Genomic DNA, 26076 nt, shown 5'->3' with positions numbered 1-26076 from the left:
CGATTACTTTTACTTTACAGCGCTAAGTCTGTCCCGTCAATGCTCATCCCCCTCAAAATAAAAATAAACAAAAAAAAGAAGTCACAAGGACTTCCGTTTTTTCGCTTTTACATTTGTTTTATGCGACGAGACGCACAAACAAACCAAACAAAAGAAGCAAAACAAAGCAGAGCAATAAACCCATATCCGCCAAATACATCATAGCGCGCTGCGAAATAGCCAAAACCAAGACCTGCGAACGTGCTCAGCACATTCTCCCCCAACGACTGAAAGGAATCGATGGTTGCCCTCATGTTCGAATCTATGCGGTAATGCAAATAACCGGAGGCAAGCGGCTGCATGACGCCAGAGAACAGGCAGATGAGGAGCATGGCTGCCAATCCGATGTCATCATGGCGAATAGAAACACAGAGGAATCCGATCGTGATGATCGCCGTAATAAAGACAATCAGCCTCTTGTAACTGATTCGCCGCAAAAGCGCATAGGCCAGCAGATTGCCAGGCAGCTGCAAAAGCATGATAACCGAAGACAGTACCCCGAAAAAATAGACAAGCGTCCCTAACCGGCTCGCATACAACTGCCAAAATTCCTCAACATAGCTCATCGAAGCACCAGTGACCATACCGGAAAGCATAACCAGCGAGACATTGGAATTTTTTCTGAAAAATCGCAACGATGCCGTGACATACGTTTTAAAAGGAATAGCTTCCTCAGCATCCATGCCGTCTGCACACCTCAGCGGCTCGATCAACAGGAACGCTAGCATCAGGGCAATACCTGAACTGACAAGCGATAACCAGTAGTTCAGTTCAAGACCGAATTTACCAGCGAGCAAGCTACCGCAGAGTGCCGCAAGGATAGCCGAGAGCAAATCACAGGCGTTCAATTGTCCTAGCAGCTTTTCGAAATGGGATACTTTCCCCTGCTGCATTAACGTGTCATACAACAAAGCATTCTCCGATCCGCTGCTTGCCGAACGAGAGATGCCTGCCAAGAAAACGACGAGCGCGAAATGCCAGAACTCTGTCGCAACGACCAGAATCAGAAACTCGCAACAGCCCAGCAGGGCGCTTAGAACGAGCATTTTTTTCCTGCCCCATTTGTCCGCTATTACACCTGTCGGAACTTCTAGCAGCACGATGGTCAGTGCAAAAATAATTTCCGTATATACGACCATCTGAATGGACATGCCCCGCTCCTCCCAGTACAATCTCTCGATGACATAAGCCGGGATGAGACTTGAAAAAAAGCGAAGCGCAAACAGTATGCGTATGTTCCTTATGTTGCTCATATGGAGCTCCTCTCCGAAATCTGATTGGGTACATAGACTCAACCGGATCGGGGGTGCTCGTGAACAACGAAACGTTACGTCTTAGCAGGGAGGCCTTGCGAACTTGTTGAACCTCATCACTTGAGGATCTCCTCCATTCGTCAAAATCTCATTTCAATGGTTCATTTATTGGGATAATAATACCTTGTAAATTTTTATGACACTAAAATGCATGCCTTCATGATATAAATTAAAGCTGAGGAACTGCTCTAAGGATTCGAGCTTCATCCCTGCGGAAGTTGTATAAGGCGTCACGTTGTCTTGCAGTCGGTCTCCCAGTTCACTCTGTATTCTCTCAATCTGTCTTTTTAGCAGCATTTTCAGCTCTGAGAGGGTCGGAACGACAATGTCTGCCGGCGTAGTTAATGGGGAAGTTTTGTATTCAAATTGCTCCTTGAACCCCTCCGGTAGTTGTTGAGGAAGCCCCATGTATTGAAAAGCGTACCTTTCCATGACGACATAAATGTGTCCCAACTGCCACCGGATTGAATTGCGGAATCCATTCGGAATCTGGTCCGCCGTTTCTTCCGAAATCCCTTCAACTGCTTGAAGGACTTGATTTCTAACGAATGCCAACTGCCTGAATAAGAAATGTTCCAAAAATCCTCACTCCTTTAGCGACTCTTTTGGCCTATTGTAGCACACATCCCCATTAGGGAGTATATGGAAAAAACGAGTATAGCGGCTTAATCTATACATGACTGCTTAACCAACGCGCGCTGTTAAGCACGAGACGTCGATAGGCTTCGGGTTGGAAAGAAGGAGCATGATGTCCAGGCTGCAAGTACACAACCTTCCCTAAACCATAAGCGTGCTCCCATGCCGCGGGATACCGTCTCCCTTCAAATTCAAACTCCATAAATACCGTTTTTTTCGTAAAAGGATCAAATTCGAACAAGTACGGCTCTTCGTCCAAATTGAAGTTCTCGACACCTTCCAGTAAAGGATGCTCGGCTGCTGACCTATAATAAGCTAGAGGCTGATAAGGAGGATGTCCCGTAAACTTGGCGCCGATCATCTGCAGCAGCTCGTAGCTGCGCTGGAGAGAAATACCATTATGGATGACTAGCAGACTGCCTCCTCCTGCGACATATCGCAGCAATCCCGCGGTTTGATGCGGCGTCAGGTCTCGCTTCCAACAATCCGTGTAGGAAATGCACAGTGGAAACTGGTTGTGGTCCAATTCCGAGAAGACTTGATAGTCTTCCGTAGCGGTTAGCGCAAACTCGTCGCCAAGAATAGCCGCAAGCTGCTGTCTGGCAGGCTCCAGTGGATGCCAAGGAGCATCCGTGTTATCACCGATCAGCATGACTTTTATCTCGCTCATAGGTCCTTCTCCTCCCCCATTTACCATGGCAGCTCTTTTCCGCTGTCGGCTTCGATATAAAGCGGTAGTGCCGTAAGCTTGTCCTTGTGCTCTTCAATCCGATTCAAAATATTCGCGGCGGCTTCTTCCGATGTATAGGTGCCAGCCGGATTCCATTCGCCGCTCATAAATGATTTGACCCAGCCTGGGTGAATCAGCAGGACACGCCCGCCTTCTTTGCGAATTTTGTTATGAATGACCGTGGAGCCCATGTTCAGAGCCGACTTGGCCATACAGTACCCGAACCACGCATCCCGATGGCTGTTCGCAATGCTGCCCGCTTCGGAGGATATGTTAACAATCAGCTTGCCGCCATTCATGATCGGCTCAAGTAAGCTATTCGCCATGCGAATAGCGCCAAGCGCTGACACATTATACACTCGCTGAATCTCTTCGAAATCAAGGTCATCTTCGATCGTCTTCACCGTATCGCCGAGGATGGCGGCATTGTTGATCAAAAACTCCAATTGATTGGACCTACTTTTGATATAACGAGCTGCTTCCTTGACACTTTCGTCAGAGCCCACATCCAATTTGAAAACATGCAGCTGATCAGGAAATTGAGCCCCGAGCTTGGTTAGCTCCTCGTTATTGCCCATAATGCCGCCAGCATAGACGGTGTATCCTTGATGCAATAAAGCTTCCGTAATTGCAAGTCCAATCCCTCTGTCCGTTCCGGTTACACAAACTGCCTTGTTCGACAACATCTCCTAGCTCCCACCATTCCTAGGTATTAGACAAGCTTCAGCTCTTTCACAGATCCGTCTTGATAACCAACGATAACTCTTGCAGCCATCTTAATGAATAATCCATTATCGACGACACCCGGAATATGATTGATGGCATCATGGCATTCACTTGGTCTTGTAATCTGCTTAAAATCACAATCCAGAATGTAATTGCCATTATCCGTCGTAAAAGGCTGCTGATCCATCATTCTCAGCTTTGGTTCGCATCCCAGCGCGCTAAGCTTGTTGCGTGTAAGCTCATAAGCAAACTTCACAACTTCAACCGGCAAGTGGAATTTCCCCAACTGGTCGACAACCTTGCTTTCATCAACAACAATAATAAGTTGTTTGCTGGATGAAGCGATGATTTTCTCACGGAGCAGCGCACCGCCTCCGCCTTTGACCAGATTCCACGCACCGTCTACTTCGTCAGCGCCATCAATCGTTACATCTATTTCCTCTACTTCAGAAAAAGGAATCAATGGAATGCCAAGCTCTTTAGCCAAGTTCTCAGATTGTACGGAAGTTGCTACTGCCTTTATTTGCAGCCCGCTCAGAACTCGCTTTCCAATTTGTTGAATTGCCCAATAGGCTGTGGAGCCTGTGCCTAAGCCTACTGTCATACCATCCTGAATATACTCCACTGCTTTTTCGGCGGCAGTTCGCTTGGGATTACTACTTTCAAGATTCATCTGCAAATGTCAGTCCCTTCTCGGCAAGTGCACGGCGAAGAGGGTCCAGCGACTTGGGTCCCATGCCATGCAGCTTCATGATCTCTTTCTCGGTTGTTTTGCTAAGCTGTTCAAGCCGGTGATATCCGGCACCTGCGAGTGCACGAAGGGCAGGATTTGAAAGCTTAGGCAGATCTGATTGCTCGTCTTCCTTATTCATCCGCGTGTCATTCGTTGACATACCTCGCTCACCTTTCCAATCTTTTTTTCCCAACCAAATCTCGAATTAAAATTGCTACTCGCTCAAGTCCCCATTCCAGCTCATGCAGCTTGGCATAGGCGTACGAGATGCGTAAATAGTTACCTGTATGTCGATTATAAATCGAACCCGGATTTAACAAAACACCCTCTTTGAAAGCTCGCTCGAATAGGATTTGCATCGGAACATCAACTGTTAGCTGCATCCAAATGTAGAAACCTCCCTTTGGCACAGACCAAGTGGCGATCCCCGTGAAAAAAGTTTGGAGCAGCTCCACTGTTCTATCTCTTCTTGACTTCAGCTGCACTCGAATTGAAACAAGATGCTCCTGATACAACCCTCTTCCAAGCCACTCCGCTGCAGCCCATTGGGAGACAGAGCTCGAACCGTAGTCATTCTGCATTTTGATATCCGCTAATCGTTCGATAACAGGTTCAGGAGCTACCACCCAACCAATGCGAAGGCCTGGACTTAACGTCTTAGACAGCGTCCCGAGATACAGGACTAGTGCATGCGGGTCCCTCGCTTTAAGAGGTAAAGGAGGCGGTTCATCAAACCAAAGCTCCCTATACGCGTCATCCTCAATAATCGGGAGACCTTCATCCGCGCAAGCATTCATCAGCGACTGGCGCCTCCCCTCGGGCATCAAAATACCGGTTGGATTTTGAAAAGTAGGAATTGTGTAGAGCAGCGAAGCGTTATACCCCTTTTTGTAACGTCCAATCTGGTTCGTAAGCAGGCCATCCTCATCCATAGGCAACCCTACAAGCTTAATATGGTTTGACTGAAAAACATGGACAGAATACAAGTAGGACGGCTTTTCTAAAAGAATCGAAGAACCTCGCGGCAGCAGCCCGATTGAAATGAGCTGTAGAGCTTGAAGAGCGCCAGAGACGATCAGAATATTCGATGGCGAAGTATTGACGCCAATGCCTTGCAGGTAAGTTGCCAGCTGTTTGCGCAAATACAGATTTCCCTTCGGTTCTTCATATCCTAAGAGGAACGAATTCGTCGAGCTTTCGGCGAAAATCTCCTTCATCCGCTCCGATGGCAGCAAATCTGGCGAAAGCTCCCCTGTTCCAAGCCGAATGATACCTTCTTGAAATTCCGCCCGATTGATGTGTTGGATCGTCGGCTGGTTGGGATAGTGTGCTCCAGCTTGTACATAAGAGCTCCAGTCAGGGGGAGGAGAAGCTGTTAACAGATTCCAAGAGTTATTAATAACTCTTGTTCCGCCTTTGGTGTTGCCCTCCAATAACCCATCAGCAATCAAATCGCTGATCGCCGTGACAACCGTGCTGCGGTTCACGCCAAAATGCTCAGCCAAAGCCCGCTGCGATGGAATTTTGGTCCCAACCGCCCATTCACCCAGCGATATTTTATGGATAATAAACTCTTTAATCTGTTGATATAACGGAGTTTCAGATGATAAATCAGGTCGCCAATCCATCGTTTCCTCCTTCCTTACAGCTCCACTATATCATTTGGTTGGGGTCAGTGCCATCCATTTGGACGGAGACAAATAGCAAAATCCCTCTATACTAAGTAAGAATTCGACAGCTAGATTGGAGTGATGATTTTGTTTCAAACGATCTTACATGCGGTTGTTTTGGGCTTTGGACTTATTTTACCGGTTGGGGTGCAAAATGTATTTGTGTTTAATCAAGGCGCCAGCCAGCGCACTTTCCTTGGGGCATTGCCCGTTATTCTCACAGCTTCCCTCTGTGATACCATCCTTATTCTCGCAGCGGTATTCGGGGTTTCCCTTATCGTGCTAACCTTTTCGTGGCTGCAAGCGGCATTGTATGGAGTTGGCTTTGTCTTCCTGCTCTACATGGGCTGGGTGCTTTGGCGCAGTAAGCCGAGTAGTGCTTCTTCTACCCAGCAAGCGGAGGAGGTGCGCCAGCCGAAAAAGCAAATTCTATTTGCGGCTTCCGTCTCCTTACTGAATCCTCACGCTATTTTAGATACGATTGGTGTTATTGGCACAAATTCATTGAACTATGCCGGCGGGGAAAAATGGGTGTTCATGATCAGCATCGTGTGCGTATCTTGGCTGTGGTTTTTTGGATTAGCATTTGCAGGGCGGCTCATTGGTAAACATGATACAAGCGGGCGTTTTATTGCGAGATTAAATAAAGTGTCGGCTTGTATGATATGGGGCGTCGCCGTGTATATGGGGTTGCAGTTCGTGTGAGATGCGGGGCAAAAAGATGATATGAGCGCACTTTAGTTGCCGGATGCTGATGGAATCAGCAGTTCGCTGGATGAAATCCAACGAACACTGCATTTTCACCACATAATGTGGTGATTGAGTGGATGAAATCCAATATAGCTCGTGAAATTCACCTCAAATAGCGCTGAAATCAGCCCTCTCATTGGAATACGTCCAATGTAGAGTAGGATTTACGCTGTTAGAGGTTGCTTTCATTGGAATTTGTCCAATGAGATTATGAGGGGAGATGGAGTAGTTAGGGTTTATGAGAGTAGGAGAGTTGGAAGTAAGAGTGTAGGAGTAAAGGTGAGTAGGAGTGCAGGAGCGCAGAGGTGTAGGAGTAAAGGTCAGTAGGCGTGTGGGGGCGCATAAGAGTAGGAGTAAAGGTCAGTAGCTGAATGAATTTTAACGAATGAGTAATGAGCCGTGCGTCTACTTCAAAAAACAGTGCAGCTTCACCTCCGCCCCGATGAACACGTTAAAGCCCACTCCTCGTTGTATTTTATACAACATAAAGACGCTTTTTTCGCTGCAATCTCATCTTCATTGCACAAAATACAATCATTTGAACCCTAAATGACAAAGGAGTGCCCATTTCACGCGAAATGGTTGTATAAACTACAACATAGAGGAGTAAAAAGCCACAAAGACTCCCATTTGGTTGTACAAACTACAATATAGTACAGTGCGGCACCAAGGACCGCTGCCTAAATTCCGCTGCTTGACCACCTCACCTCCTCACTACTCTACTCTACTCTACTCTACTCTACTCTACTCATTCCCCTCTTCATACTGCGCCACTACGACTCTACTCACTCTGCGCCACTACGACTCTATTCACTCTACTCCTCAACACTCTTTTAGCTACTCTACTCATTACCATACTCTGCTCCACTTCGGCTCTATTCACTCTACTCTTCAACACCCCTATCACTTCTCTACGCATTCCCCTCCTTACTCTGCTCCACTACGGCTCTACTCACTCTACTCCTCAACCCGCTTCTCGCTACACTTCTCACTCCCCACTCCACCTTATCTCTCCTCCACCCCCACACTCCTCACACCACTCCATAACTCCTCCCCTCCGTTCTTTCCACACCCCTTACCTAATCTCCTAAAAAAACTACAAAAAAACCTAAAAGCAATGGCGTACCAGCCCAAACGCCGGAACGCTATACTTAAGTCAACCCAAATGAAAGCACTTACAAAAATAAAAGAAGGGAGGTCGCTTGACGATGCGGTTACTTCGCAAAATAGCGCTTGGCATCGATACTTTCATCGAATCAGCCGCACTGATCGGCTTGCTCAGCATGATTATCATCGTGACTGTCCAGGTGATGACGCGCAAGCTGTTCGATTTCGTATTCTTCTGGTCCGAAGAAGTGACCATGCTGCTGCTCATTTGGTTCTCCTTCATGGGCATTGCAATTGGCTTTCGAGAAAAGCTTCATCTCGGCATTGATTCCTTCACGCATAAGCTTCCAGCATCCATCAACAAAGCACTGGATAAAGTGATCGAGTTAGTCATCCTCGCTTTCGGAATCTATCTGGTGTTCTATGGCTGGGATTTCACCGTCATGATGAATGAATCCGAACTGCCGGCCACAGGCCTGCCGAACAGCACACTCTATGTCATCATGCCGATCACGGGCGTTATGACCTGTGCTTATGCGCTGCTGCAGTTGTTCGGGATCGAGACGAAGCGACATGTCAATCTTCAAGAAGGAGGCAACCATTAATGGATCCGACCATTGCCATACTTATTCTTTGCATCGTCTTCGTTGGTCTGATCATCCTGCGCTTTCCGATCTCGCTAGCTTTAGCCGGTTCATCGCTGCTTACTCTGCTTTATTTGAAAGTGCCGCTGGCTACCGTTGGCCAGACGATGATTCAAGGGATGAATTCCTATTCGCTTCTGACCATCCCGTTCTTCATCCTGGCCGGCCAAATTATGAGCGAAGGCCAGATGGCCTTGCGCCTCATCAATCTGGCTCAAGTTCTCGTAGGTGGTATTCGCGGGGGCCTGGCCATGGTCAACTGCGTTGCCTGCATGTTCTTCGGGAACATTTCCGGCTCTGCCATTGCGGATGTTTCCTCGATCGGCTCCGTCATGATTCCCATGATGAAGAAAAAAGGCTACGACACCGACTATGCCGTAGGTGTCACCGTTTCCGCCGCCATTCAAGGCGTCGTCGTTCCGCCAAGCCACAATCTCGTGCTGTATTCTTTGGCAGCTGGAGGAGGGATCTCGATTGCTTCGCTTTTTCTCGCGGGCATCGTTCCCGGCTTGATTCTATGCGTATCGCTTATGATTACAAGCTATTTCATTGCCATTAAACGCGGCTATACCAAAAGCGAAGCCGTTCCCCTGCGGGACATTCCCAAAATTGTGCGCGACGGTCTGCTTTCACTTTTAACAGCGGTCATCATTCTTGGCGGTATTTTCACCGGCTGGTTCACGGCTACAGAAAGCGGCGCGCTTGCGTGTTTGTACGCTTTTATCCTCACCTTTCTCGTATACCGGGATATTCCGATCAGCCGCATGTGGGTCATCCTGAAACGCACGTTCCGAACTGTCGCGATGGTGCTTTTCCTTATTGCCGCTTCCGCTACCTTCAGTTATGTGCTCGCCTTCCTCAAAGTTCCCGGCATGCTGACGGATTGGATGCTTGGCATTACCGACAGTCCCATTATCATTCTGCTGATCATCAACGTGTTGCTGCTATTGCTTGGCGCACCTATGGATATGGCTCCGCTCATCCTGATCATGACGCCGATTCTGCTGCCTGTCGTCACCGCGCTTGGGATGGACCCTGTTCACTTCGGCATCATTATGATGTTAAACTTAGGCATCGGATTGCTGACGCCTCCTGTTGGAACCGTTTTATTCGTCGGCTCCGCCATCGGCAATATCTCCATTTCGGAAGGCACCAAAGCCATGATGCCCTTCTTCTATGTCATGTGCGTCGTTCTCATGATTCTGACTTATATCCCGGGCCTTGTGATGTGGCTGCCAAATCTTATGAAATGACCAACTAAATTTTGAAAAAGGGGCTCACCACTATGAAAATGAAAAAATCATATATAACCGCACTTAGCACGATGCTCGGTGCAAGTCTATTACTAGTCGCTTGCGGCGGGGGAAGCACTCCGACAACCAGCAGCTCGACAGCGGCACCTGGAGCAGCCAGCCCTGCAGCAATCAAGAAAGCTGACGGTCCTAAGCTGACTTTTCGTTTGGCTGAAACACATCCCGCCGACTATCCGACAACACTTGGCGATAAAAAATTCGCCGAACTCGTAAATCAAGCCTCCGATGGCCGCATCAAAATCGACGTCTTCCCAGCTTCCCAGCTCGGTGAAGAGAAAGCCGTTATCGAACAGGTGCAATTGGGTGCGATTGAGTTCACCCGCGTCAGCACCGGAGCGCTTGGCGGCTTCAACAAACAATATGAAGTGTTCAGTTTGCCTTATATTTTCGACAATGACAATCACCAATGGAAGTTTCTTGAGAGTGAACAAGGCACAAAGCTGCTGGACAGTTTGGAATCCTCGCGTATGAAAGGTCTTGCTTACTACAGCTCAGGAGCGCGTCACTTCTACTCCAAGAAGCCGATTAAAAGTATTGCGGATCTGAAAGGACTTAAAATTCGCGTGATTCAAAACAAAGTGAACATCGATCTCATGAATGCACTCGGAGCGAATGCAACACCTATGCCGTACGGAGATGTGTTCAACGCCCTGCAAACAGGTGTTATCGATGCAGCAGAAAACAACTATCCGAGCTACTTCTCGTCCAATCATTTTCAACAGGCGAAAAATCTCATTCTTGACCAACATCAACGTGTGCCGGAAGTGCTTTTAATCTCCAAAGTAGCTTGGGATAAACTGAGCAATGACGATAAGGCGCTGATCAAAAAAGCAGCCCTCGAATCCGTCAAGACACAAAAAGCCGAATGGGATAAATTCGAAAAAGACTCCGAGGCCAAAGTCAAAGCGGCTGGGGTCACGATCACCGATGTCTCTGACCTCAAGCCATGGCAGGACGCAGTAAAACCAGTTATCGAGAAGTACCGCGCAGAGTACAAAGAAACGTTGGAAGCTATTGAAAAGGCGAGAAAGTAATGAAAAACCAAAAGGAACCTGAGATCAGCTCAGGTTCCTTTTGGCTCTTGCAGCTTCCCTCCACTTTTCCGATATTCCAGTGGAGTGCTCCCCGTCAGCTTTTTAAACGTATTGCTAAAATAGGCTATATCTCCATACCCCAGCCTTTCGGCGATTTCAGATACGCGCAGAGCGGTTTTGATAAGCAGCCGCTTCGCCTCTTCCATTCTCATGAGGATGACATAGTCAACAAACTTGCCGCCCGTTTGCTGCTTAAACAACTGACTTAAGTAGCTGGGATTCAGATGAACCAAAGCTGCCGCATCGGTTAACGTAATATCCTTCGCTAAATTAGCAGCTACAAACTGCTGTACTTGCTCGATGACTGACATTTCGGCGGTTTCGAGCGAACCGTTCATGCTTCCCTCCGCCTCTTTTAACATCGCTCTGCTTTGTATCCATCGCTCCAAACAATCCGCCATCGCCTCCGTTTCCACCGGCTTCAGCAAGTAATCTTTGACGCCATAGCGAATCGCTTTCTGAGCGAATTGAAAATCGTCATAACCGCTCACAAGTACCAGATTGGCTGTCATCGCCGCCATCTGCTCAGCCAAACCGATGCCGTCCATAATCGGCATTTTCACATCCGAAATAACCAGATCCGCCGCATGCTTCTGCACCGCATCCAAAGCTTCAAGGCCGTTGGCGCATTCCTGCACAATCGTAACGGGAAGCTTCGTTTGTTCCACAGCCTTGCGCAGCACAACCCGAACCCATTTTTCATCGTCGGCGAGAATGATTTTATACATAGTCCCTACGCCCCTTCCCGCAGCCCAAGTCCAATCGGCAATTTCAAGCTAACAGTCGTTCCTGTGCCTGCACGGCTTTCCAGCTCTAATCCGTAAGCTTCTCCGAATAAATAGGCAATGCGCCGATGCACATTCACGATTCCTATTTGTGAAACGGCTGCCACCATGTCCTTTTGCAGCAAATCGAGCTGTAAAGCACGCAGCCTTTCTGCCGGAATCCCCATCCCGGTATCTTGGATCTCGATGACGAATTGCTGCTCATCCAGCTTTTTAGCGGAAATAGTAATATGAACCTGACGGTCGCTCGTCTCGATGCCGTGGATCACGCAATTTTCCACTAAGGGCTGCAGCGCAAACTTCGCAATCAACTGATTTTCCGCCCAATGCGGGATTTGAAACTCGTAACTAAGCTTCTCTTCAAAACGGTACTGCTGTATCCGTAAATACATCTCACAAATGTGAATTTCCTGCTGCACAGAGCTCGTTGCACCCGCATGATTCAAATTGTAGCGCAGCAGCCTCGCCAAGGAGGCAACTAGCACCGAAATGTCGGTCATATCTTTTTCCAGCGCCATCCCCCGCACCGTCTCCAAAGCATTCATAAGAAAGTGAGGATTAACTTGGGATTGGAGCACCTTAAGCTCGGTTTCCTTCTGGCGAAGCTGAAGATCCTTTTCCCGCAGCTGGGAGTAATAAATCTCGTCGAGCAAGATTTGCAGCTTTTCCACCATTTTATTAAAATCATTCGTCAGCTGCCCAATCTCATCCTTCGATTCGATGTCCACCCGAGCTTGAAAATCTCCTTCTTTTACCCGTTTCATAAAATATTGCAGAGCCCGAACCGGCCGAACGATGCTTGTCGCGAAGCCGATCCCGATTAAATAAGCGATGACAAGTGTCGCAGCTACCGTCCACCAAATGGTTTGCCGGATATATTGTGTTCCGTGCGTCAACTCGTGTTCAGGGATGGTCGTTACCAGACGCCAATTCAAATAAGTCGACCGGCTAAACGTATAAAAAGGCTTATCGCCGGTTAACGCCTGATAGGAGCCGCTCTCCTGCTGCAAAATATAATCCAGCTGATCCCACGCCGCCAAATGGCCAATATCCGCATACTCCGGGGAATAAATATACCGACCGTTCGGGTCTAGAATGGATAAATATCCTGTCCTGCCAATCGTAACACGTTCGGCAATTTCTTGAATGCGTTTAAAATTTACTTCCATAATGAGCGTGGCCACGGGTTCCAATGTATTGGGACTGACCAACCGCTTTACAATGGAGAGGACCGGCACATCCTCCAGCTCATAGCGCTCCGAAGGCGGACGGATAATCAGCATAATGTCGCTGTTGGACGGCACACTGGCAAACCATGGCTCCTCGATTAGCTGCAGGGCCGGTGTCACATTTTTATCCATACTCGTATCGAGCACCGTTTGATTTTCCATAATAAGCATGATCCGGGAAATGTCCGAGCGGGAGTAGGCCGTATCTTTCAGAAGCTGCATCATCGGCTCGCGAATGCCCGAATCCCTTACTTCCTGCTCACTCGTCATACGAAGAAACTGCTGCATCGAGGGATGATTTTGCATCCGTATAGAGTCGATTTCGAAATCCCGAATGTAATATTCGATGTGCAGCTTCACTTGCTCAATGATTTGTTCGTTGCTTAAACTCGCTTCTTCGCGCAGCACTTCCGACGACTTCTGATACGAAATGAGCCCGACGATAACCAGCGGAATAACGACCAACATAGCGGAATATACAAGCAGTTTGACGGTCAACGGTCGATCGCGTAAGAACAGACTTCGATAAAACCACGTCCAAGCCCGGCGGCTTTTTCTACTCATAAATGCCTCCTCCCGTACATCGATGTAAACGCATTCATATCGTTAAGAAAGAAAACCAGTTGCAAGAGCAACTGGTTAACGTTTCACAAGATCTTCACGAATCGGTGTAAATACATCCAGCAAAGCAGATGCTTCCAAAGCTGTTACGCCATGCTGCGCCCCGCTAGGTATGTAAACCGTTTGCCCTTGTTCGATGACCGTCACAACACCATCTATCGTAAACTCAATTTTGCCTTTTAGGCAATAGGACATTTGTTCATGCACGTGGCTGTGCTGATATCCTACGGCTCCTGGCTCAAAGTGAACCTCCATCATCATTAGCCCGACTTCAGCTTTCAAAATGCAGCGTTTCACGCCCGGCTCAGCCGGTTCCCATACGCCAATATTCGACATCTAACTTTCCCCTCTCCCATTTGAACGATCCTAGAAAAATAAAAAAGGGCCGCAAGCGGCCCTTCACTTACAAAATTAATTATAACCCAAAAGAACCAAAATGAACATACTTGAAAATAAACGAACATTACGTTTCCTATTAGGATGAAACAGCCGCACGGTCTTTCCCTTTGTCTGCTTCGCCCGCATTTTTGTTAGCGGCTTCCCGGTCCTGCTTCATTTCTTCCACCGTTTTCACTTTCAAGCGCGCTGCGCCTTCATAGTCACGGGTAGGAATGAGATTGCCTGCGGCAAGGCGGTTTTTAGCCTCTTCAATGGCAGTTCCGTACTGAGGCAGCCACTTCTCCTGGGCAACCAGCATCTCATCCACCATTTGCCAGATTTCTTTCGGATTGCAGACAGCCCCAACAAGAGGATCCATCATGAACGCTTGACGAAGCAATTTATCGTCCCCATGTACAGCCGCTTCCACAGCAAGACGCTGCACAGAAATACTGACATTGCATACAGCAGCAGGTCCTAATGGCAGATTTCCTACATGCGGCATCGAAATCCCGTTGCCATCCACATAACCCGGTGCTTCAATGATGGCATCGTTTGGCAGATTTGAAATGACGCCGTTATTCACCAGGTTGAAATGCCCGCGATACACACGGCCGGTTTCAAGTCCCTCGATGATATAGGAACCATGCTCTTCACTGCGCTTTTCTGCCGTGTAAACCATTGCCTTATCCTTCATCCAGTTCGGGAAATCCGTCTCAAACCAGTTCCGTCCTTCCGTACATACGCGCAGGTAACCGCCCGTTTCACCGTTAATCCAGCTCCCCAGATCGATCCAATCCTGGATTTCACTAGCGCGTTTCCGGTACCAGGGCACATACTCGCTAAGATGCCCGTTGGATTCTGTGCTGTAGTAGCCAAAGCGACGAAGCATGTCGATGCGCACTTTCTCCGTGCGAGCATATTCCGGATGATTCTCGAACGCTTCCAGCAGACCTTGCGTCAGATCCTTGCCTTGGTGGCGGGCCTGTATATACCAAGTTTGATGATTAATTCCTGCACAGATAATATCGACTTCTTCTTTCTTCAAACCATATACATCAGCAATTTGACGATGGCCGTGCTGCACGCCGTGACATAACCCGATCGTCCGTACGCCGCCGTACGTATTGCAAGCCCATGTCAGCATCGCCATCGGATTCGCATAATTTAACAGCAGCACATCCGGCGAAGCTACATCGCGAATGTCTCCGCAAATACGCAGCATTTCTGAGATCCCGCGCTGGCCGTACATAATGCCTCCGGCGCATAACGTATCCCCGACACACTGGTCAACGCCATATTTAAGCGGGATATCTACATCCGTTGCAAAAGCCTCCAGACCCCCGACGCGAATCGTACATAAGACATATTTTGCGTCTTTCAAGGCTTCCCTGCGATCCGTGCTTGCTTGAATTTTAATGTTCAGACCATTCTCCACAATATCCCTTTGGCACAGCTCAGTCACCATATCCAAATTATGTTGGTTAATGTCAGTAAAAGCGACCTGAATATCTTTAAACTCAGGAACTGATAATAAATCCCTTAGTAATCCGCGTGTAAAACCAATACTTCCTGCTCCAATAAAAGCCACTTTAAATGACATGTTTATCGCCCTCTCTATCGTGTTCTCTACCTTTCACATTGTATCAAGCACGAAAGAGAAACCGTTATCAAATTTCTAACTTCCTCGTCTCACTTTTGTCAAAAATCCTCACTTCTTTCGGATAGTTTCGTTTCTCCGCATACATGGATTTACGAAAATCGGTGGGGGTCAGACCCGTATAATCTTTGAAAAGCATATGAAAATACTGCCGGCTTCCAACACCGATGTACTCACAAATATCGGAAATCGGCACATCGGTTTCGAGGAGCAGCATCTTGGCTTTTTCCATCCGAATGCCCGTTAAATAAGCCATTAAGGTCTGTCCAGTCAGGGATTTGAAAATTCGCTGCAAATACCCTGGATGCAAATTAACAGCCCCGGCAATATCCTTCACTTGAATATCACGGTCATAGTTCTGATGCAAATACTCCATCGAAATCTTGACATATCTTTCACTCTGCGCCTCACCGCTATTAACCGTTTCACGCCAAAGCCGTGCAATACGAATCAGCAGTTGTGTGATCAGGAGCTGGACCATCAAGTCGCTTTTATTCGCTGCTTTATCCAGCTCAAGCACCAAGCTTTTCATAATATGGTAGACTTCATCCCCATCCCGCAGCACCAAATAGGGAGATTCTGATGCCAATAAGGCGATCAGCAGATCATCTTCGGCAGCCAATTGCTGAATCGAGGGGAAAATCCCTTTATTCGGAGTAAAACGGAATTCTACATTCAGCATTCTGCATGGATTAGCTGCATCGACGAGCAAACGATGGGAGACGTTGGCATTTATAATGATAAACTCGCCTTTTTTAAGCGCGACCTTCTCGGTATGTGCCAGCTGAGATTGAATCTCGATTTCGCAAAACCCTTGAATCGTATACATAATTTCCGTGGCATCATGACGGTGAAAGGGCATTTCAAAGCCTTGCCATTGTTTAAAATAGTACGCCATCACATGCGGGTGACCGTTCGATTCCATTAAGAGCGCTGGAAATAACGATTCGTTATCAGGCATAAACGTCATCTTTCCCTTCCACCAAGCGTTGTCTTTCCTATCGTCATTGTAACCCCCTATTCATAAAAAGAAAATCGTCAGGCAGCCAATTGCGTACAACCTTGATAAGGGCCTTCCTCGACCAAATAAAAATGGGACAATCCTGCTAATTATTGGATTGAATAAAAATACGTATATGTGTATAATTATTCATTATTTCTTATTTTTTTTATAAAGGATGTGTCTATGTGAACAAGGAAAATTCATGCACAGATGAATTATTGGCTGAGGCGAATACCTCCATTCTATTCGTTGCAAACCGACCTCAGGTCGTTATGGAACGTGGCGAAGGGATGTATCTGTGGGATACGAACGGGAAAAAATATTTGGATTTTATAGGAGGGTGGGCGGTTACCAGCTTAGGCCATTCTCCAAAAGTCATCAGCGATGCGCTGCTGGAGCAGTCAAGCAAGCTTGTTAATGCCAGTCCTGGCTTTTTTAATAAGCCGATGGTTGAATTTGCCCGCCTGCTGACAGGATTAACGGGATTGGAGCGCGTATTTTTTGGCAGCACAGGTGCAGAAGCAAATGAGAGTGCAATTAAACTTGCTCGTAAATATGGTACTGTCCGCAAAAATGGCGCTTACGAAATTATTACAGCGAAGCGAAGCTTCCACGGGCGTTCGTTGGCGACTACGGCAGCAACAGGAAAAGCCGGCTGGGAGCACATGTTTGCTCCGCAACTGCCCGGCTTTGTGAAAGTACCTTTTAATGATATTGAAGCCATGAAGCAAGCGATTACTCCCCATACCTGTGCCATATTCGTTGAGCTCATCCAAGGCGAAGGCGGTGTTTATGAAGCTGATCCCGCTTACATCCAAGCTCTTCGCACCCTATGCGATGAGCAGGGGATTTTGCTCATGTTCGATGAAGTACAAACCGGAATTGGCCGGACTGGAACCATGTTCGCCTACGATCATTATGGTGTAATGCCCGATGTGCTCACACTTGCCAAAGGGATCGGCGGCGGATTTCCGTTATCGGCTATGCTTACAAAAGAAGCGTATAACCTTTTTGAAGCGGGCGACCAAGGCGGCACTTATACCGGACAACCGCTTGCCATGGCCGTGGGCCTTGCTGTCGTAGGCGAAGTGCTTCAGCGCAAGCTTCCTCAGCAAGCCGCAGAGCAAGGAGCTTATTTGCTGCAAAAGCTGCATGGTATTAAGGAGCAATATGGCGTGACCGATATCCGCGGCAAAGGATTATTGCTAGCCTTTGATCTTCCAGAGCCGCGCGGTGCCGAACTGGCAGCCGCTTGCCTGCATGCCGGCTTGCTGATTAACTCGTCTGGTCCGAGTACCATCCGGTTGATGCCCGCTTTGATTGTGTCGAAAGCGGAAATCGACGAGATGATGACTCTTTTGTGCAGCGTGATGGATCAAATTTTTGTTAGCCCAGCTGTACGGTGATTACCGCTGGAACAAAACCGGAAAATAGTCGTTCGCAAAAAGCTGCCCCTGCTGCGGACGCGGCCCCAACAGCCGGATATTGTCATGCCGCTGAACGCCTGCTCGATAGCTTGTGCCTCCCGGCATCAAGTGGGCTACGATTGACATACGAGGCATCATCGTTGTATTCGCACCGGACCCATGGAACGTAAGTCCGTGATGAAAACTGGCCTGCCCTGCCTTCAAAATGCAGGGCTCTTCCACCCAGTCGCGGCCAGCCGCGTATTTGTCCCTGAGCTCTTCCATGTTAGGATTGAAGAACGTGTCGCTATCTGGAATCAGTCCCCATTTGTGCGAACCGACGATTGTCTTCATCCCGCCATTTGTCAGATCCGTGTCCTGAAGCGCAATCCAGACAGTCACCATGTTGGGATTGCTGGAACACTGCCAATAGCCATAATCTTGGTGCCAACCCACATTGCCTACCGCCGTCACTTTGTCACCGACACCCGGTTTATAGATGACCTGATCATGCCACAGTCGAACTTCATCTGTTTGCAGCAAATCTGCCGTCAGCTCCCCGATCAACGGATCCGTGACTGTGCGGCGAACCTCGTCATTAATCCACCAGCCGTTGTCCAGCTTGCGGAGGGCGTCCGGATTGGAAGTTGGCCGATAATGGTTCATCGGCAGCCCGTCCCCATCATAATCACCGCTCCAAATGCGTTCGTGCGCCTCACGAAGTCGTTCAATCTGGCCATCATCCAGCAGTTTCGGTGAAATCCAATAGCCATCCCGATCGAAAACTTCCTTATCCTGCGTTGTAATTTTGTAAGTTCTTTCTGCTTGCATGGTCATTGTAACAGCCTCCTTCTTCGTCTTGCTTTCATCATACGGGTTCTGCCGGTTATTGACGTTCATAGACCTGCTGAGTAGTATGAGAAACATAGAAGATAAATAAGAACATGTTCGAAAAAGGAGGTTTTCTTTTGGCTGCCAAACAAAGTCCCCGCTGGACCTATGACGTCGCTTTACAAGAATCGATTCCTGATGTTCCGGAGTTGATTCTTTTCGGCTTCGATGAAATCAAATCGGCGCTTCCCCTTTCCTATCATCAGCATGACGGCTATGAATTTGTGTTAGTAGAACGGGGAAAAGCAAGCTGGGAGCTGGATGGGCAAGTCTATGAGACCAAAGCAGGCGATGTCTTTCACACTTGCCCTGGCGAGCTGCATCGCGGTGGTTTCAACGTCATAGAACCGAGCCGGTTTTGGTGGTTCATCGTCACACCTCCCCGGACGGAAGAGTGGCTCCGACTCCCATTGGGAGAAAGCGAGTGCATCGCTAACGCTTTGCAGATGCTCCCGCGAGTTCGCCATATCGGCCTGCAAGCCATTCAAGGCTTCAGGCAGCTAGGCGACGCAATAAACAGCAACAGCCCGATGCGTTCAACCGCCGTACGTCAGGCGGTTATGGGGCTGCTGCTTGCCATCGTACAGCCGAATGAGCGTATGTTTTCGCTTGCGGACGATCTAACCAGTCAATTCGACCTGCTGCTTCGCCGCATTGAGGATGAGCCTGATTGGCGGCCGGATGTTGAAGAATTGGCCGGCATGGTCCGTGTCAGTCCCTCCCACTTCTTTCGGACTTTTCAGGCGTATACGGGACTGCCCCCAATGAGTTATATCGAACGGATGCGCATCAAAAAAGCTTGCAGCTTGCTCTCGGAGAGCACCGCTACCATTACTGAGATCGCAAATAAGCTTGGATACGCCTCTTCCCAGCATTTCGCCACTGTGTTTAAGCGCATCATTGGGATGACGCCTGTGCAGTGGCGGATGTCCCGATGAGGATGATGATATCGCGAACAGGGCTAAGGTGGCTGAGCCAGCCTTAGCGGAGCTACAGGCCGCTATTTCCCAGAAAAGCGGCGATAGTGCTGGTGCAGGAACTACAGGGCGCTATTTCACAGTTTTAGGCGGATTTTCCGCCAAATACTGTAAAATAGCGGACCCTAGTACCCCCTCCTTATATAAAAGGCGTATTTCGCAGAAATAGCGCCCTGTAGTTCCGTTCAGCGGCCAGCCCCAGCCTCCCCATAGCGAACACAACGAAAAGAACGAAGCAGCAACCTGCTTCGTTCTTTTGCTTAATCCCGCTCGTTAGTCGAGAAGGCGCTTTTGATATTGTCCATAATTTCCTCGACCGCGTCACTGACCAAATCGGTTGGCGTCGTGCTTTCTTCCTCTGGCTTGGTCGGGATCGTATCGTTGCAGACGTGGTCGAAATAATGACTTTTATCCATAGACATAACCTCCTGTAGGGTTGTTTTTTCCTTAATCTTGCTCCATTATTCACTTCGATGGAACGATTTGTAACCTCCTCCGAAAACACTTGCTTAATCTGGCTGATTGGAGTAAATTAAACCTATATGAACCCATATCAACACAAATAAACCAAACCAAGGAGCGATTATCACATGGATATCCGTTACGCATCACACCCGAATGAAGTTAAACAATTTGACACAGAGCGGTTGCAATCCGAGTTTCAAATCAACGCTTTGTTTGTTCCTAACGAGATTAAACTAGTTTACTCCCACGTTGACCGTTTTATCATTGGCGGCGTTCTTCCGATTACAGGTTCCCTGCAGCTGCAAGCTGATAAGAAAGAAATGGCGGCTGATTATTTCTTGGAGCGTCGCGAAATCGGTATCATTAACGTTGGCGGCCGCGGGACGATTACGGTTGACGGTACCGTTTACAACATGGATTCCAAAGATTGCATCTACATCGGACTAGGCTCCAAAGACATTACTTTTGCCAGCGAAAATGCAGCTGATCCTGCTAAATATTACTTCAACTCAACGCCTGCTCACAAAACATACCCAACTGTAAAAGCAGCAATTAGCGAAGCGACTCCAGCTCATCTGGGCAGCATCAATACATCCAATGAACGTACGATCTACAAATATATCCACTTGGATGGCATTCAAAGCTGTCAACTGGTTATGGGGATGACCCTTCTGAAACCAGGTAACATGTGGAACACAATGCCTTCACACACACATAACCGCCGTTCCGAAGTTTACTTCTACTTCGACATGCCGGAAGATGCAGTTGTTTTCCACATGATGGGCGAGCCGCAACAAACGCGTCACGTAGTTATGCGCAATGAGCAAGCGATCATTTCCCCAAGCTGGTCCATTCACAGTGGCGTAGGCACTAATAACTATACATTCATCTGGGGCATGGCCGGCGAAAATCAAATGTTCGACGATATGGACGCCGTGGCTATGAAAGATTTAAAATAATCGGTAATCTCTCTTTTGGAAAGTGATGATCATCGATGAACCCTTTACGCAGATATGAAACTATCATGGAAATACTCCTGGCACAGAAAGAAGTAACGGTCAACGAACTTAGTGAACGACTGGACGTAACAGGTAAAACAATTCGCGAAGACTTGGCCAAGCTGGAGGAAAAAGGGCTGCTCGTCCGCATTCATGGCGGCGCTATGCTCGCTCAAAGCGATCAGCTTGGCATTCTTTCGGCGAAAGAGCCGATCGTCAAGCATGCCGATCAAAAATCGGAAATCGCGACGATCGCCCTTCGCTATATTCAGCCTCGAGACATCATTGCCCTCGACGGCGGCAGCACTACTCTTGAGATTGCTAGGCGGCTGGACAATCAGCCGCTTACTGTCGTGACCAATGATTTATACATTATTTCCGAGCTTGTTCATAAGGAAGAAATCCGGCTTGTTGTTCCTGGCGGGTACCGAACGCGGAATATGCTTGCCGGTCCTGAAGCTGTTGCCTATGTGAGCTCGCTGAACATTCAGAAATCGTTCATTTCTGCGACCGGCGTTCATCTGCAGCACGGCTTTACGATTTATACGAGCGATCACGCGGACTACAAACGTGCATTGATTGCATCCAGCGCAGCAGTCTATGGTGTTGCCGATCACTACAAGTTCGGCCAATGCGCCCTGCGCACTTTTGCCTCTTTGTCAGAGGTTGCCCTGATTATCACTGACAGTAATCTGCCCGCAGAAACGGCCAAGCAATACCGTGATGCCGGCATCCAAATCGTCACTCATTAGTGAAAAGGAGTATGTTTCATGACACTTTTTAACTTAGCAGGAAAAACAGCTTTCGTAACCGGAGCTTCCGGCGGTCTGGGACAAGCAATGGCCATCGGGCTTGCTGAAGCAGGCGCTAACATTATTGCTGTCTCTTCTTCCGAAAGCGTACAAACCGTTGAAGCGATTCGCGCATTAGGCGGTAAAGCGGAGCTGATCGCAGCTGATTTAAGCAACGAAGACATCCTTGAGGATGTCGTGAACCGAGCTGTCGGCATTTATGGCGGCATCGATATTCTTGTGAACAACGCGGGAATCATTCGTCGTACACCGGCTGTTGACCACTCCCGTGAAGATTGGCACGATGTCATCGACCTGAACTTGAACTCCGCTTTCTTCCTGTGCCAGCTGATCGGCCGTCACATGATCGAGCGCGGCAGCGGGAAAATCGTCAACATTGCTTCTATGCTGACTTACCAAGGCGGCATTAACGTGCCTGGCTACACAGCTAGTAAACATGCGATTGCAGGTGTTACGAAAGCATTAGCGAACGAATGGGCTGGCAAAGGCATTCAAGTCAATGCCATCGCACCTGGTTATATGACAACAAACAATACCGCGCCAATCCTGAAAGATGAGAAGCGCACACAATCAATTACAGAGCGTATCCCGGCTGGCCGTTGGGGCTCACCTGAAGATCTCAAAGGACCTGTCGTTTTCTTGTCCTCTAACGCTTCGGATTATATGAACGGACACGTATTATGCGTGGACGGCGGATGGATGGCGAGATAGATGGGCCTCGGGACGCTAGCTCACACTGTCGGTCATCTTCCACTGAATCAATTAACAGAGAAACTGCGCGGACGAGGCGTTGACTTCGTGCAGTTGGCTCTAAGCAAAGCCATCAGCGATATCGACACAAGTTTGGGCAAGCTCAGCCCTGGACTTGCCAATCATATTGGCGAACAGTTCCAGCGCGCTGGCATCCGTATCGGCGTACTCGGCTGCTACATCAATCCGATTCATCCAGATCCGCAGCAGCGTCGCCATGAGATCAACAGATTCAAGGAGCATCTGCGTTATGCCAGAGATCTCGGAACGTCCATCGTAGCAACGGAAACGGCGGATTTGACGACTTATCTCACGCAGGATCCTGAGCGTTATGAAGCCATCGGTTGGGAACTGCTTAAACAAACCGTTGAGGAATTAGCGGAAGAAGCGGAGCGTTGGGGTGTTCATATCGGTCTTGAGCCCGTATTCACGCACACATTATCCAGTACGGAGAAAATGGTGCGTATTCTGGAAGAAGTCCCATCGAGCAATTTAGGGGTGGTCTTTGATCCCGTAAATTTGCTTCCTCCAACGGCCATTCAGGCACAAGAGGCATTCCTGGATGAAGCATTTGCAGCTTTCGGTGATCGCATTGTTCTGGCACATCTGAAGGATGTTATCGTACAAGACGGTAGTCTGAAATCTGTCCGTTCGGGCGAAGGCATTTTCCAAACCAAATCATTTCTGGAAAAGCTTCATCGTGCAAAGCCGGGCGTTGATATTTCATTAGAGCAGCTTACCGATGAAACGATGAACGAAGCTTTCCATTATGTTAGAAGTCTTATGCCTTAAAACCAAAAAACCTATTCAGATCTTCACAGGATCGAATAGGTTTTTTATTTATGTTTTAGGTTGTTCCCGTACGACGCGAACAGGCCGTTCAACCCAATTGTCGCGTTTCATTGGCCGCACTTGATTAATCGGATTATTGTAGTCAATCTCCGGATTTTTGCCTTCTGCTCTAGCAGCTTCGGCCAGCTTCTCTTTATAACCCGTTCCAGGTGCCGGCCCGCCACCACCATTGCGTTTACCTTTATTCCAAACTCTGTTCTTGCTCATCTCACCACTCCATTTTTGGTTTAAGTGTAAGGGCAAGAGCAGAAAAACGCAAATTTTTATTGCGGATTACGCCAAGAGGTACTTAACAAGATCAGCCCTGCATGTCAAATACTTCAGCTAATAGCCGGTAGGAATGGATTCTGGCAGCCACATCATGAATGGGTGACACCACCATTAATTCATCAGCTTGATAAGCTTCGTTAAGCTTGATCATTTGCTCTTTAACTTGCTCCGGTGTACCTACGATCCGCTTATGCTGGCGGTCTTGGATCAACGCCAGATCCCCCGGTGTATAAGGATAATTCGTCGCTGTCTCAGCCGAAGGAAACGATGGCAGCAGCGCGCCGCGTCCTAGTGACAGGAAAAACAAATCCGAACTCGAAGCCAGACGTTTTGCCTCACCTTCCGTATCCGCGCAAATCACCATAATCGCTGCAAGCGAGTGTGCTTTCTCATTCAGAATCGACGGCTTAAAGTTCTCACGATAAATCCGCAAAGCCTGCTCGCAATCTGCATTGCCAAAAAATTGCGCAAAACCAAAAGCAGCCCCTTGATCAGCGGCTATTCGGGCGCTGTCATAGGAAGAACCCAACAGCCAAATTTCCGGTGCAGTCTCAATGATTGGAGAGGCATGCAATGCCGCAAAACGGTGACTCGGCGGCAGCGAGTCATATAAATATCCCGTTAGATCAGCAACCTGCTGCGGGTATTGATCTACGCTAGTATATTTTCCCTCTTGCAGAGCGCGCGTGGATATCGGCATACCGCCTGGTGCGCGGCCAAGACCAACGTCAATCCTCCCCGGATGAAGTGCCTCCAGCAGCCGGAAGTTCTCCGCCACCTTATAAGCACTGTAATGAGGCAGCATGATGCCGCCTGATCCTAATCGGATTCGATTCGTTTTGGCTGCCAAATGTGCGATAAGCACTTCTGGACTTGAGTGCGCAAGCGCTTGTGAAGCATGGTGCTCCGAAACCCAATACCGCGAATACCCTAATTTATCCGCTTCTTGCGCCAGCTCCGTCGTTTCGGCCAACGCACTTGCCGCAGTGCGGCCTTCCCCTATTTGTGATTGGTCCAAAATACCCAATTTAAACATCGTTGATCACCTCACTTCTAACTGTAACACAAGAAAGCACAGAATAGCAAAAAACAGTCAAGCATCAAGCTTTGACTGGCTCTAAACTGATATGAAAAATCTGTGCCATTGAGTTCTGATTGGGCGAAATCCAAGATGAACACCCTTTTCAGGCGAAATATCGACTTCTCGTTGGACGAATTCCAATGGCCTCGGGAAAAACCGCGCTATTTGACTTAAATATCGGACTACCATTGGATTTACTCCAACGAAAATGACTCAAGGACCTCAAATCTTCTCTTCTCGTTGGATTTCATCCAATGACAGCCCGCATCTCTTTGAACTGTGCAGCCGCGCAGAGCGAAAACTAACGGTTACCATCTACTTATCCCTTCAATGACCCCGCCATCACGCCAGCTACAAAATAACGCTGCAGAAATAAAAACAAAACAACCATCGGCGCCGCGGTGATCACTACGCCTGTTAATAACATCGGGTAATCCGTCACATATTCCCCTCGAAACTGCAGCATGGCAAGCGGAAGCGTGAGCTTCGACTTACTGTTGATGAGCAGCATCGGGATGAGCAGGTCATTCCATACCATGACGAACAAAAAGGTTGCTGTAGCGGCCAGTGAAGGCGCCGACAAAGGCAGGGCAATGCGCGAGTACAATGTCCACTCACCTGCCCCATCGATGCTGCCGGCTTCCAGAATCTCTTTGCTCAATACCTGCATGAAACCTTTCAGCATGAAGACTGTTAAAGGCATCAGCATGGCGACAGATACAAGAATTAAGCCATATAGACGGTCCGACCAGCCAAGTTTATGCGTTAGCGAATAGATGGGCAGCATGTTCACCTGAGACGGGACGATAAGTCCTGCAAGGAACAAAGCAAACAAAATGGTTGCGAGTCTGCCACCCAATCGAAAGATCGCATAGGCGATCAAGCTGCCGAGCAGCAGCTCAATCAATACCGTGCCTAACGTCACTTCTACGCTGTTCCAAAAATACTTGACGATCGTCTGGCCTTTGAACATGGAGCTAAAGTTAGACAATGTGTACGGCTTCGGCCAACCCAGCGGCGAAGCGAAAAAATGCTGCGTCGACTTAAACGACGAAATAAAAACAAAATATAAAGGCGCTGCTATAATGACTGCATACAGCAGCAGCACAACGCGACCAAACCATTTCATTCCCATATTGGTTA

The 26076-nt window shown here is 48.3% G+C and carries 27 protein-coding genes; 10 read left to right on the top strand and 17 right to left on the bottom strand.

The annotated features are described in order from the left end of the window. Positions 1–107: 107 nt before the first annotated feature. The 7 genes from ACUN27_RS12985 to ACUN27_RS12955 all read right to left on the bottom strand — a co-directional run bounded on the left by ACUN27_RS12985 (position 108) and on the right by ACUN27_RS12955 (position 5805). Positions 108–1292, bottom strand: coding sequence for an MFS transporter (locus ACUN27_RS12985; RefSeq protein ID WP_445559019.1), 1185 nt, complete (start codon positions 1290–1292; stop codon positions 108–110). Positions 1293–1457: 165 nt separating this feature from the next. Continuing rightward, a complete protein-coding gene (locus tag ACUN27_RS12980) occupies positions 1458–1931 on the bottom strand; it encodes a DinB family protein (protein WP_315952338.1) in 474 nt (157 codons plus the stop codon). Between the two features lie 91 nt (positions 1932–2022). Next, positions 2023–2658, bottom strand: coding sequence for a ThuA domain-containing protein (locus ACUN27_RS12975; protein ID WP_445559018.1), 636 nt, complete (start codon positions 2656–2658; stop codon positions 2023–2025). Positions 2659–2678: 20 nt separating this feature from the next. Beyond that, positions 2679–3404 carry an SDR family NAD(P)-dependent oxidoreductase gene (locus ACUN27_RS12970; protein ID WP_445559017.1) on the bottom strand — a complete coding sequence of 242 codons (726 nt, stop codon included), beginning with the start codon at positions 3402–3404 and terminating at the stop codon, positions 2679–2681. A 26-nt stretch (positions 3405–3430) separates the two neighbouring features. Further along, positions 3431–4117 carry a ribose-5-phosphate isomerase RpiA gene (gene rpiA, locus ACUN27_RS12965; protein ID WP_315952768.1) on the bottom strand — a complete coding sequence of 229 codons (687 nt, stop codon included), beginning with the start codon at positions 4115–4117 and terminating at the stop codon, positions 3431–3433. Further along, positions 4107–4337, bottom strand: coding sequence for a DNA-directed RNA polymerase subunit alpha C-terminal domain-containing protein (locus tag ACUN27_RS12960; RefSeq protein ID WP_315952343.1), 231 nt, complete (start codon positions 4335–4337; stop codon positions 4107–4109). Before ACUN27_RS12960 ends, rpiA begins: the two co-directional genes overlap by 11 nt. Before the next feature lie 7 nt (positions 4338–4344). Next, entirely contained in the window at positions 4345–5805 is a 1461-nt protein-coding gene (locus ACUN27_RS12955) for an aminotransferase-like domain-containing protein (RefSeq protein ID WP_445559016.1), read from the bottom strand. Positions 5806–5934: 129 nt separating this feature from the next. On the opposite strand from ACUN27_RS12955, the gene ACUN27_RS12950 reads away from it, so the two are divergent. From ACUN27_RS12950 to ACUN27_RS12935, 4 genes are all read left to right on the top strand, one after another. Then, positions 5935–6552 (top strand): LysE/ArgO family amino acid transporter, encoded by a 618-nt coding sequence (locus ACUN27_RS12950; protein WP_445559015.1) that lies wholly within the window; start codon positions 5935–5937, stop codon positions 6550–6552. 1253 nt (positions 6553–7805) lie between these two features. Continuing rightward, positions 7806–8309 (top strand): TRAP transporter small permease, encoded by a 504-nt coding sequence (locus tag ACUN27_RS12945; RefSeq protein WP_127449977.1) that lies wholly within the window; start codon positions 7806–7808, stop codon positions 8307–8309. Beyond that, on the top strand, positions 8309–9601 hold the full coding sequence (locus ACUN27_RS12940) for a TRAP transporter large permease (protein ID WP_445559014.1): 1293 nt from the start codon (positions 8309–8311) through the stop codon (positions 9599–9601). Before ACUN27_RS12945 ends, ACUN27_RS12940 begins: the two co-directional genes overlap by 1 nt. A gap of 32 nt (positions 9602–9633) precedes the next feature. Beyond that, positions 9634–10695 (top strand): TRAP transporter substrate-binding protein, encoded by a 1062-nt coding sequence (locus ACUN27_RS12935; RefSeq protein WP_315952349.1) that lies wholly within the window; start codon positions 9634–9636, stop codon positions 10693–10695. 29 nt (positions 10696–10724) lie between these two features. On the opposite strand, the gene ACUN27_RS12930 is transcribed toward ACUN27_RS12935, so the two are convergent. The 5 genes from ACUN27_RS12930 to ACUN27_RS12910 all read right to left on the bottom strand — a co-directional run bounded on the left by ACUN27_RS12930 (position 10725) and on the right by ACUN27_RS12910 (position 16398). Beyond that, positions 10725–11483, bottom strand: a complete 759-nt coding sequence (locus ACUN27_RS12930) for a response regulator transcription factor (protein WP_315952350.1) — start codon at positions 11481–11483, stop codon at positions 10725–10727. Between the two features lie 5 nt (positions 11484–11488). Then, positions 11489–13333 (bottom strand): sensor histidine kinase, encoded by a 1845-nt coding sequence (locus tag ACUN27_RS12925; RefSeq protein ID WP_315952351.1) that lies wholly within the window; start codon positions 13331–13333, stop codon positions 11489–11491. 75 nt (positions 13334–13408) lie between these two features. Continuing rightward, positions 13409–13726, bottom strand: a complete 318-nt coding sequence (locus ACUN27_RS12920) for a cupin domain-containing protein (protein ID WP_145657127.1) — start codon at positions 13724–13726, stop codon at positions 13409–13411. 139 nt (positions 13727–13865) lie between these two features. After that, complete coding sequence (locus ACUN27_RS12915; RefSeq protein WP_315952353.1) at positions 13866–15371, bottom strand: alpha-glucosidase/alpha-galactosidase; 1506 nt, start codon at positions 15369–15371, stop codon at positions 13866–13868. Positions 15372–15438: 67 nt separating this feature from the next. Beyond that, positions 15439–16398, bottom strand: a complete 960-nt coding sequence (locus ACUN27_RS12910) for an AraC family transcriptional regulator (protein ID WP_445559013.1) — start codon at positions 16396–16398, stop codon at positions 15439–15441. Between the two features lie 218 nt (positions 16399–16616). On the opposite strand from ACUN27_RS12910, the gene ACUN27_RS12905 reads away from it, so the two are divergent. After that, positions 16617–17837, top strand: a complete 1221-nt coding sequence (locus ACUN27_RS12905) for an aspartate aminotransferase family protein (protein ID WP_326059556.1) — start codon at positions 16617–16619, stop codon at positions 17835–17837. Here the strand turns inward: ACUN27_RS12905 and ACUN27_RS12900 are convergent, their stop codons facing one another. Continuing rightward, positions 17838–18674, bottom strand: coding sequence for a phytanoyl-CoA dioxygenase family protein (locus ACUN27_RS12900; RefSeq protein ID WP_326059554.1), 837 nt, complete (start codon positions 18672–18674; stop codon positions 17838–17840). A gap of 131 nt (positions 18675–18805) precedes the next feature. Here ACUN27_RS12900 and ACUN27_RS12895 point away from each other — a divergent pair, with 131 nt between their 5' ends. Further along, positions 18806–19666, top strand: coding sequence for an AraC family transcriptional regulator (locus ACUN27_RS12895; RefSeq protein ID WP_445559012.1), 861 nt, complete (start codon positions 18806–18808; stop codon positions 19664–19666). Positions 19667–19965: 299 nt separating this feature from the next. Here the strand turns inward: ACUN27_RS12895 and ACUN27_RS12890 are convergent, their stop codons facing one another. After that, complete coding sequence (locus ACUN27_RS12890) at positions 19966–20121, bottom strand: hypothetical protein (protein ID WP_315952360.1); 156 nt, start codon at positions 20119–20121, stop codon at positions 19966–19968. 174 nt (positions 20122–20295) lie between these two features. Between ACUN27_RS12890 and kduI the strand changes: the two genes are divergently transcribed. The 4 genes from kduI to ACUN27_RS12870 are packed head-to-tail and all read left to right on the top strand — an operon-like array spanning position 20296 to position 23522. Further along, on the top strand, positions 20296–21129 hold the full coding sequence (gene kduI, locus ACUN27_RS12885; RefSeq protein WP_127449997.1) for a 5-dehydro-4-deoxy-D-glucuronate isomerase: 834 nt from the start codon (positions 20296–20298) through the stop codon (positions 21127–21129). Between the two features lie 35 nt (positions 21130–21164). Then, positions 21165–21920 carry a DeoR/GlpR family DNA-binding transcription regulator gene (locus ACUN27_RS12880; RefSeq protein WP_315952363.1) on the top strand — a complete coding sequence of 252 codons (756 nt, stop codon included), beginning with the start codon at positions 21165–21167 and terminating at the stop codon, positions 21918–21920. 18 nt (positions 21921–21938) lie between these two features. Further along, the gene (gene kduD / locus ACUN27_RS12875) at positions 21939–22691 is read left to right on the top strand and encodes a 2-dehydro-3-deoxy-D-gluconate 5-dehydrogenase KduD (protein WP_315952364.1); all 753 of its coding nucleotides are present in this window, start codon (positions 21939–21941) and stop codon (positions 22689–22691) included. Continuing rightward, positions 22692–23522: a sugar phosphate isomerase/epimerase family protein gene (locus tag ACUN27_RS12870; RefSeq protein ID WP_326059549.1), complete on the top strand. Its 831-nt coding sequence runs from the start codon at positions 22692–22694 to the stop codon at positions 23520–23522. Positions 23523–23570: 48 nt separating this feature from the next. Here ACUN27_RS12870 and ACUN27_RS12865 read toward each other — a convergent pair whose 3' ends face one another. The 3 genes from ACUN27_RS12865 to ACUN27_RS12855 all read right to left on the bottom strand — a co-directional run bounded on the left by ACUN27_RS12865 (position 23571) and on the right by ACUN27_RS12855 (position 26068). Continuing rightward, a complete protein-coding gene (locus ACUN27_RS12865; RefSeq protein ID WP_315952367.1) occupies positions 23571–23789 on the bottom strand; it encodes a hypothetical protein in 219 nt (72 codons plus the stop codon). A 91-nt stretch (positions 23790–23880) separates the two neighbouring features. After that, on the bottom strand, positions 23881–24888 hold the full coding sequence (locus ACUN27_RS12860) for an LLM class flavin-dependent oxidoreductase (protein WP_445559011.1): 1008 nt from the start codon (positions 24886–24888) through the stop codon (positions 23881–23883). 364 nt (positions 24889–25252) lie between these two features. Beyond that, complete coding sequence (locus ACUN27_RS12855; protein WP_326059546.1) at positions 25253–26068, bottom strand: carbohydrate ABC transporter permease; 816 nt, start codon at positions 26066–26068, stop codon at positions 25253–25255. Between the last annotated feature and the right edge of the window lie 8 nt (positions 26069–26076).

It is taken from the genome of Paenibacillus sp. WC2504 (assembly GCF_052682475.1).
This window is presented reverse-complemented; position numbering and strand designations above follow the sequence as displayed.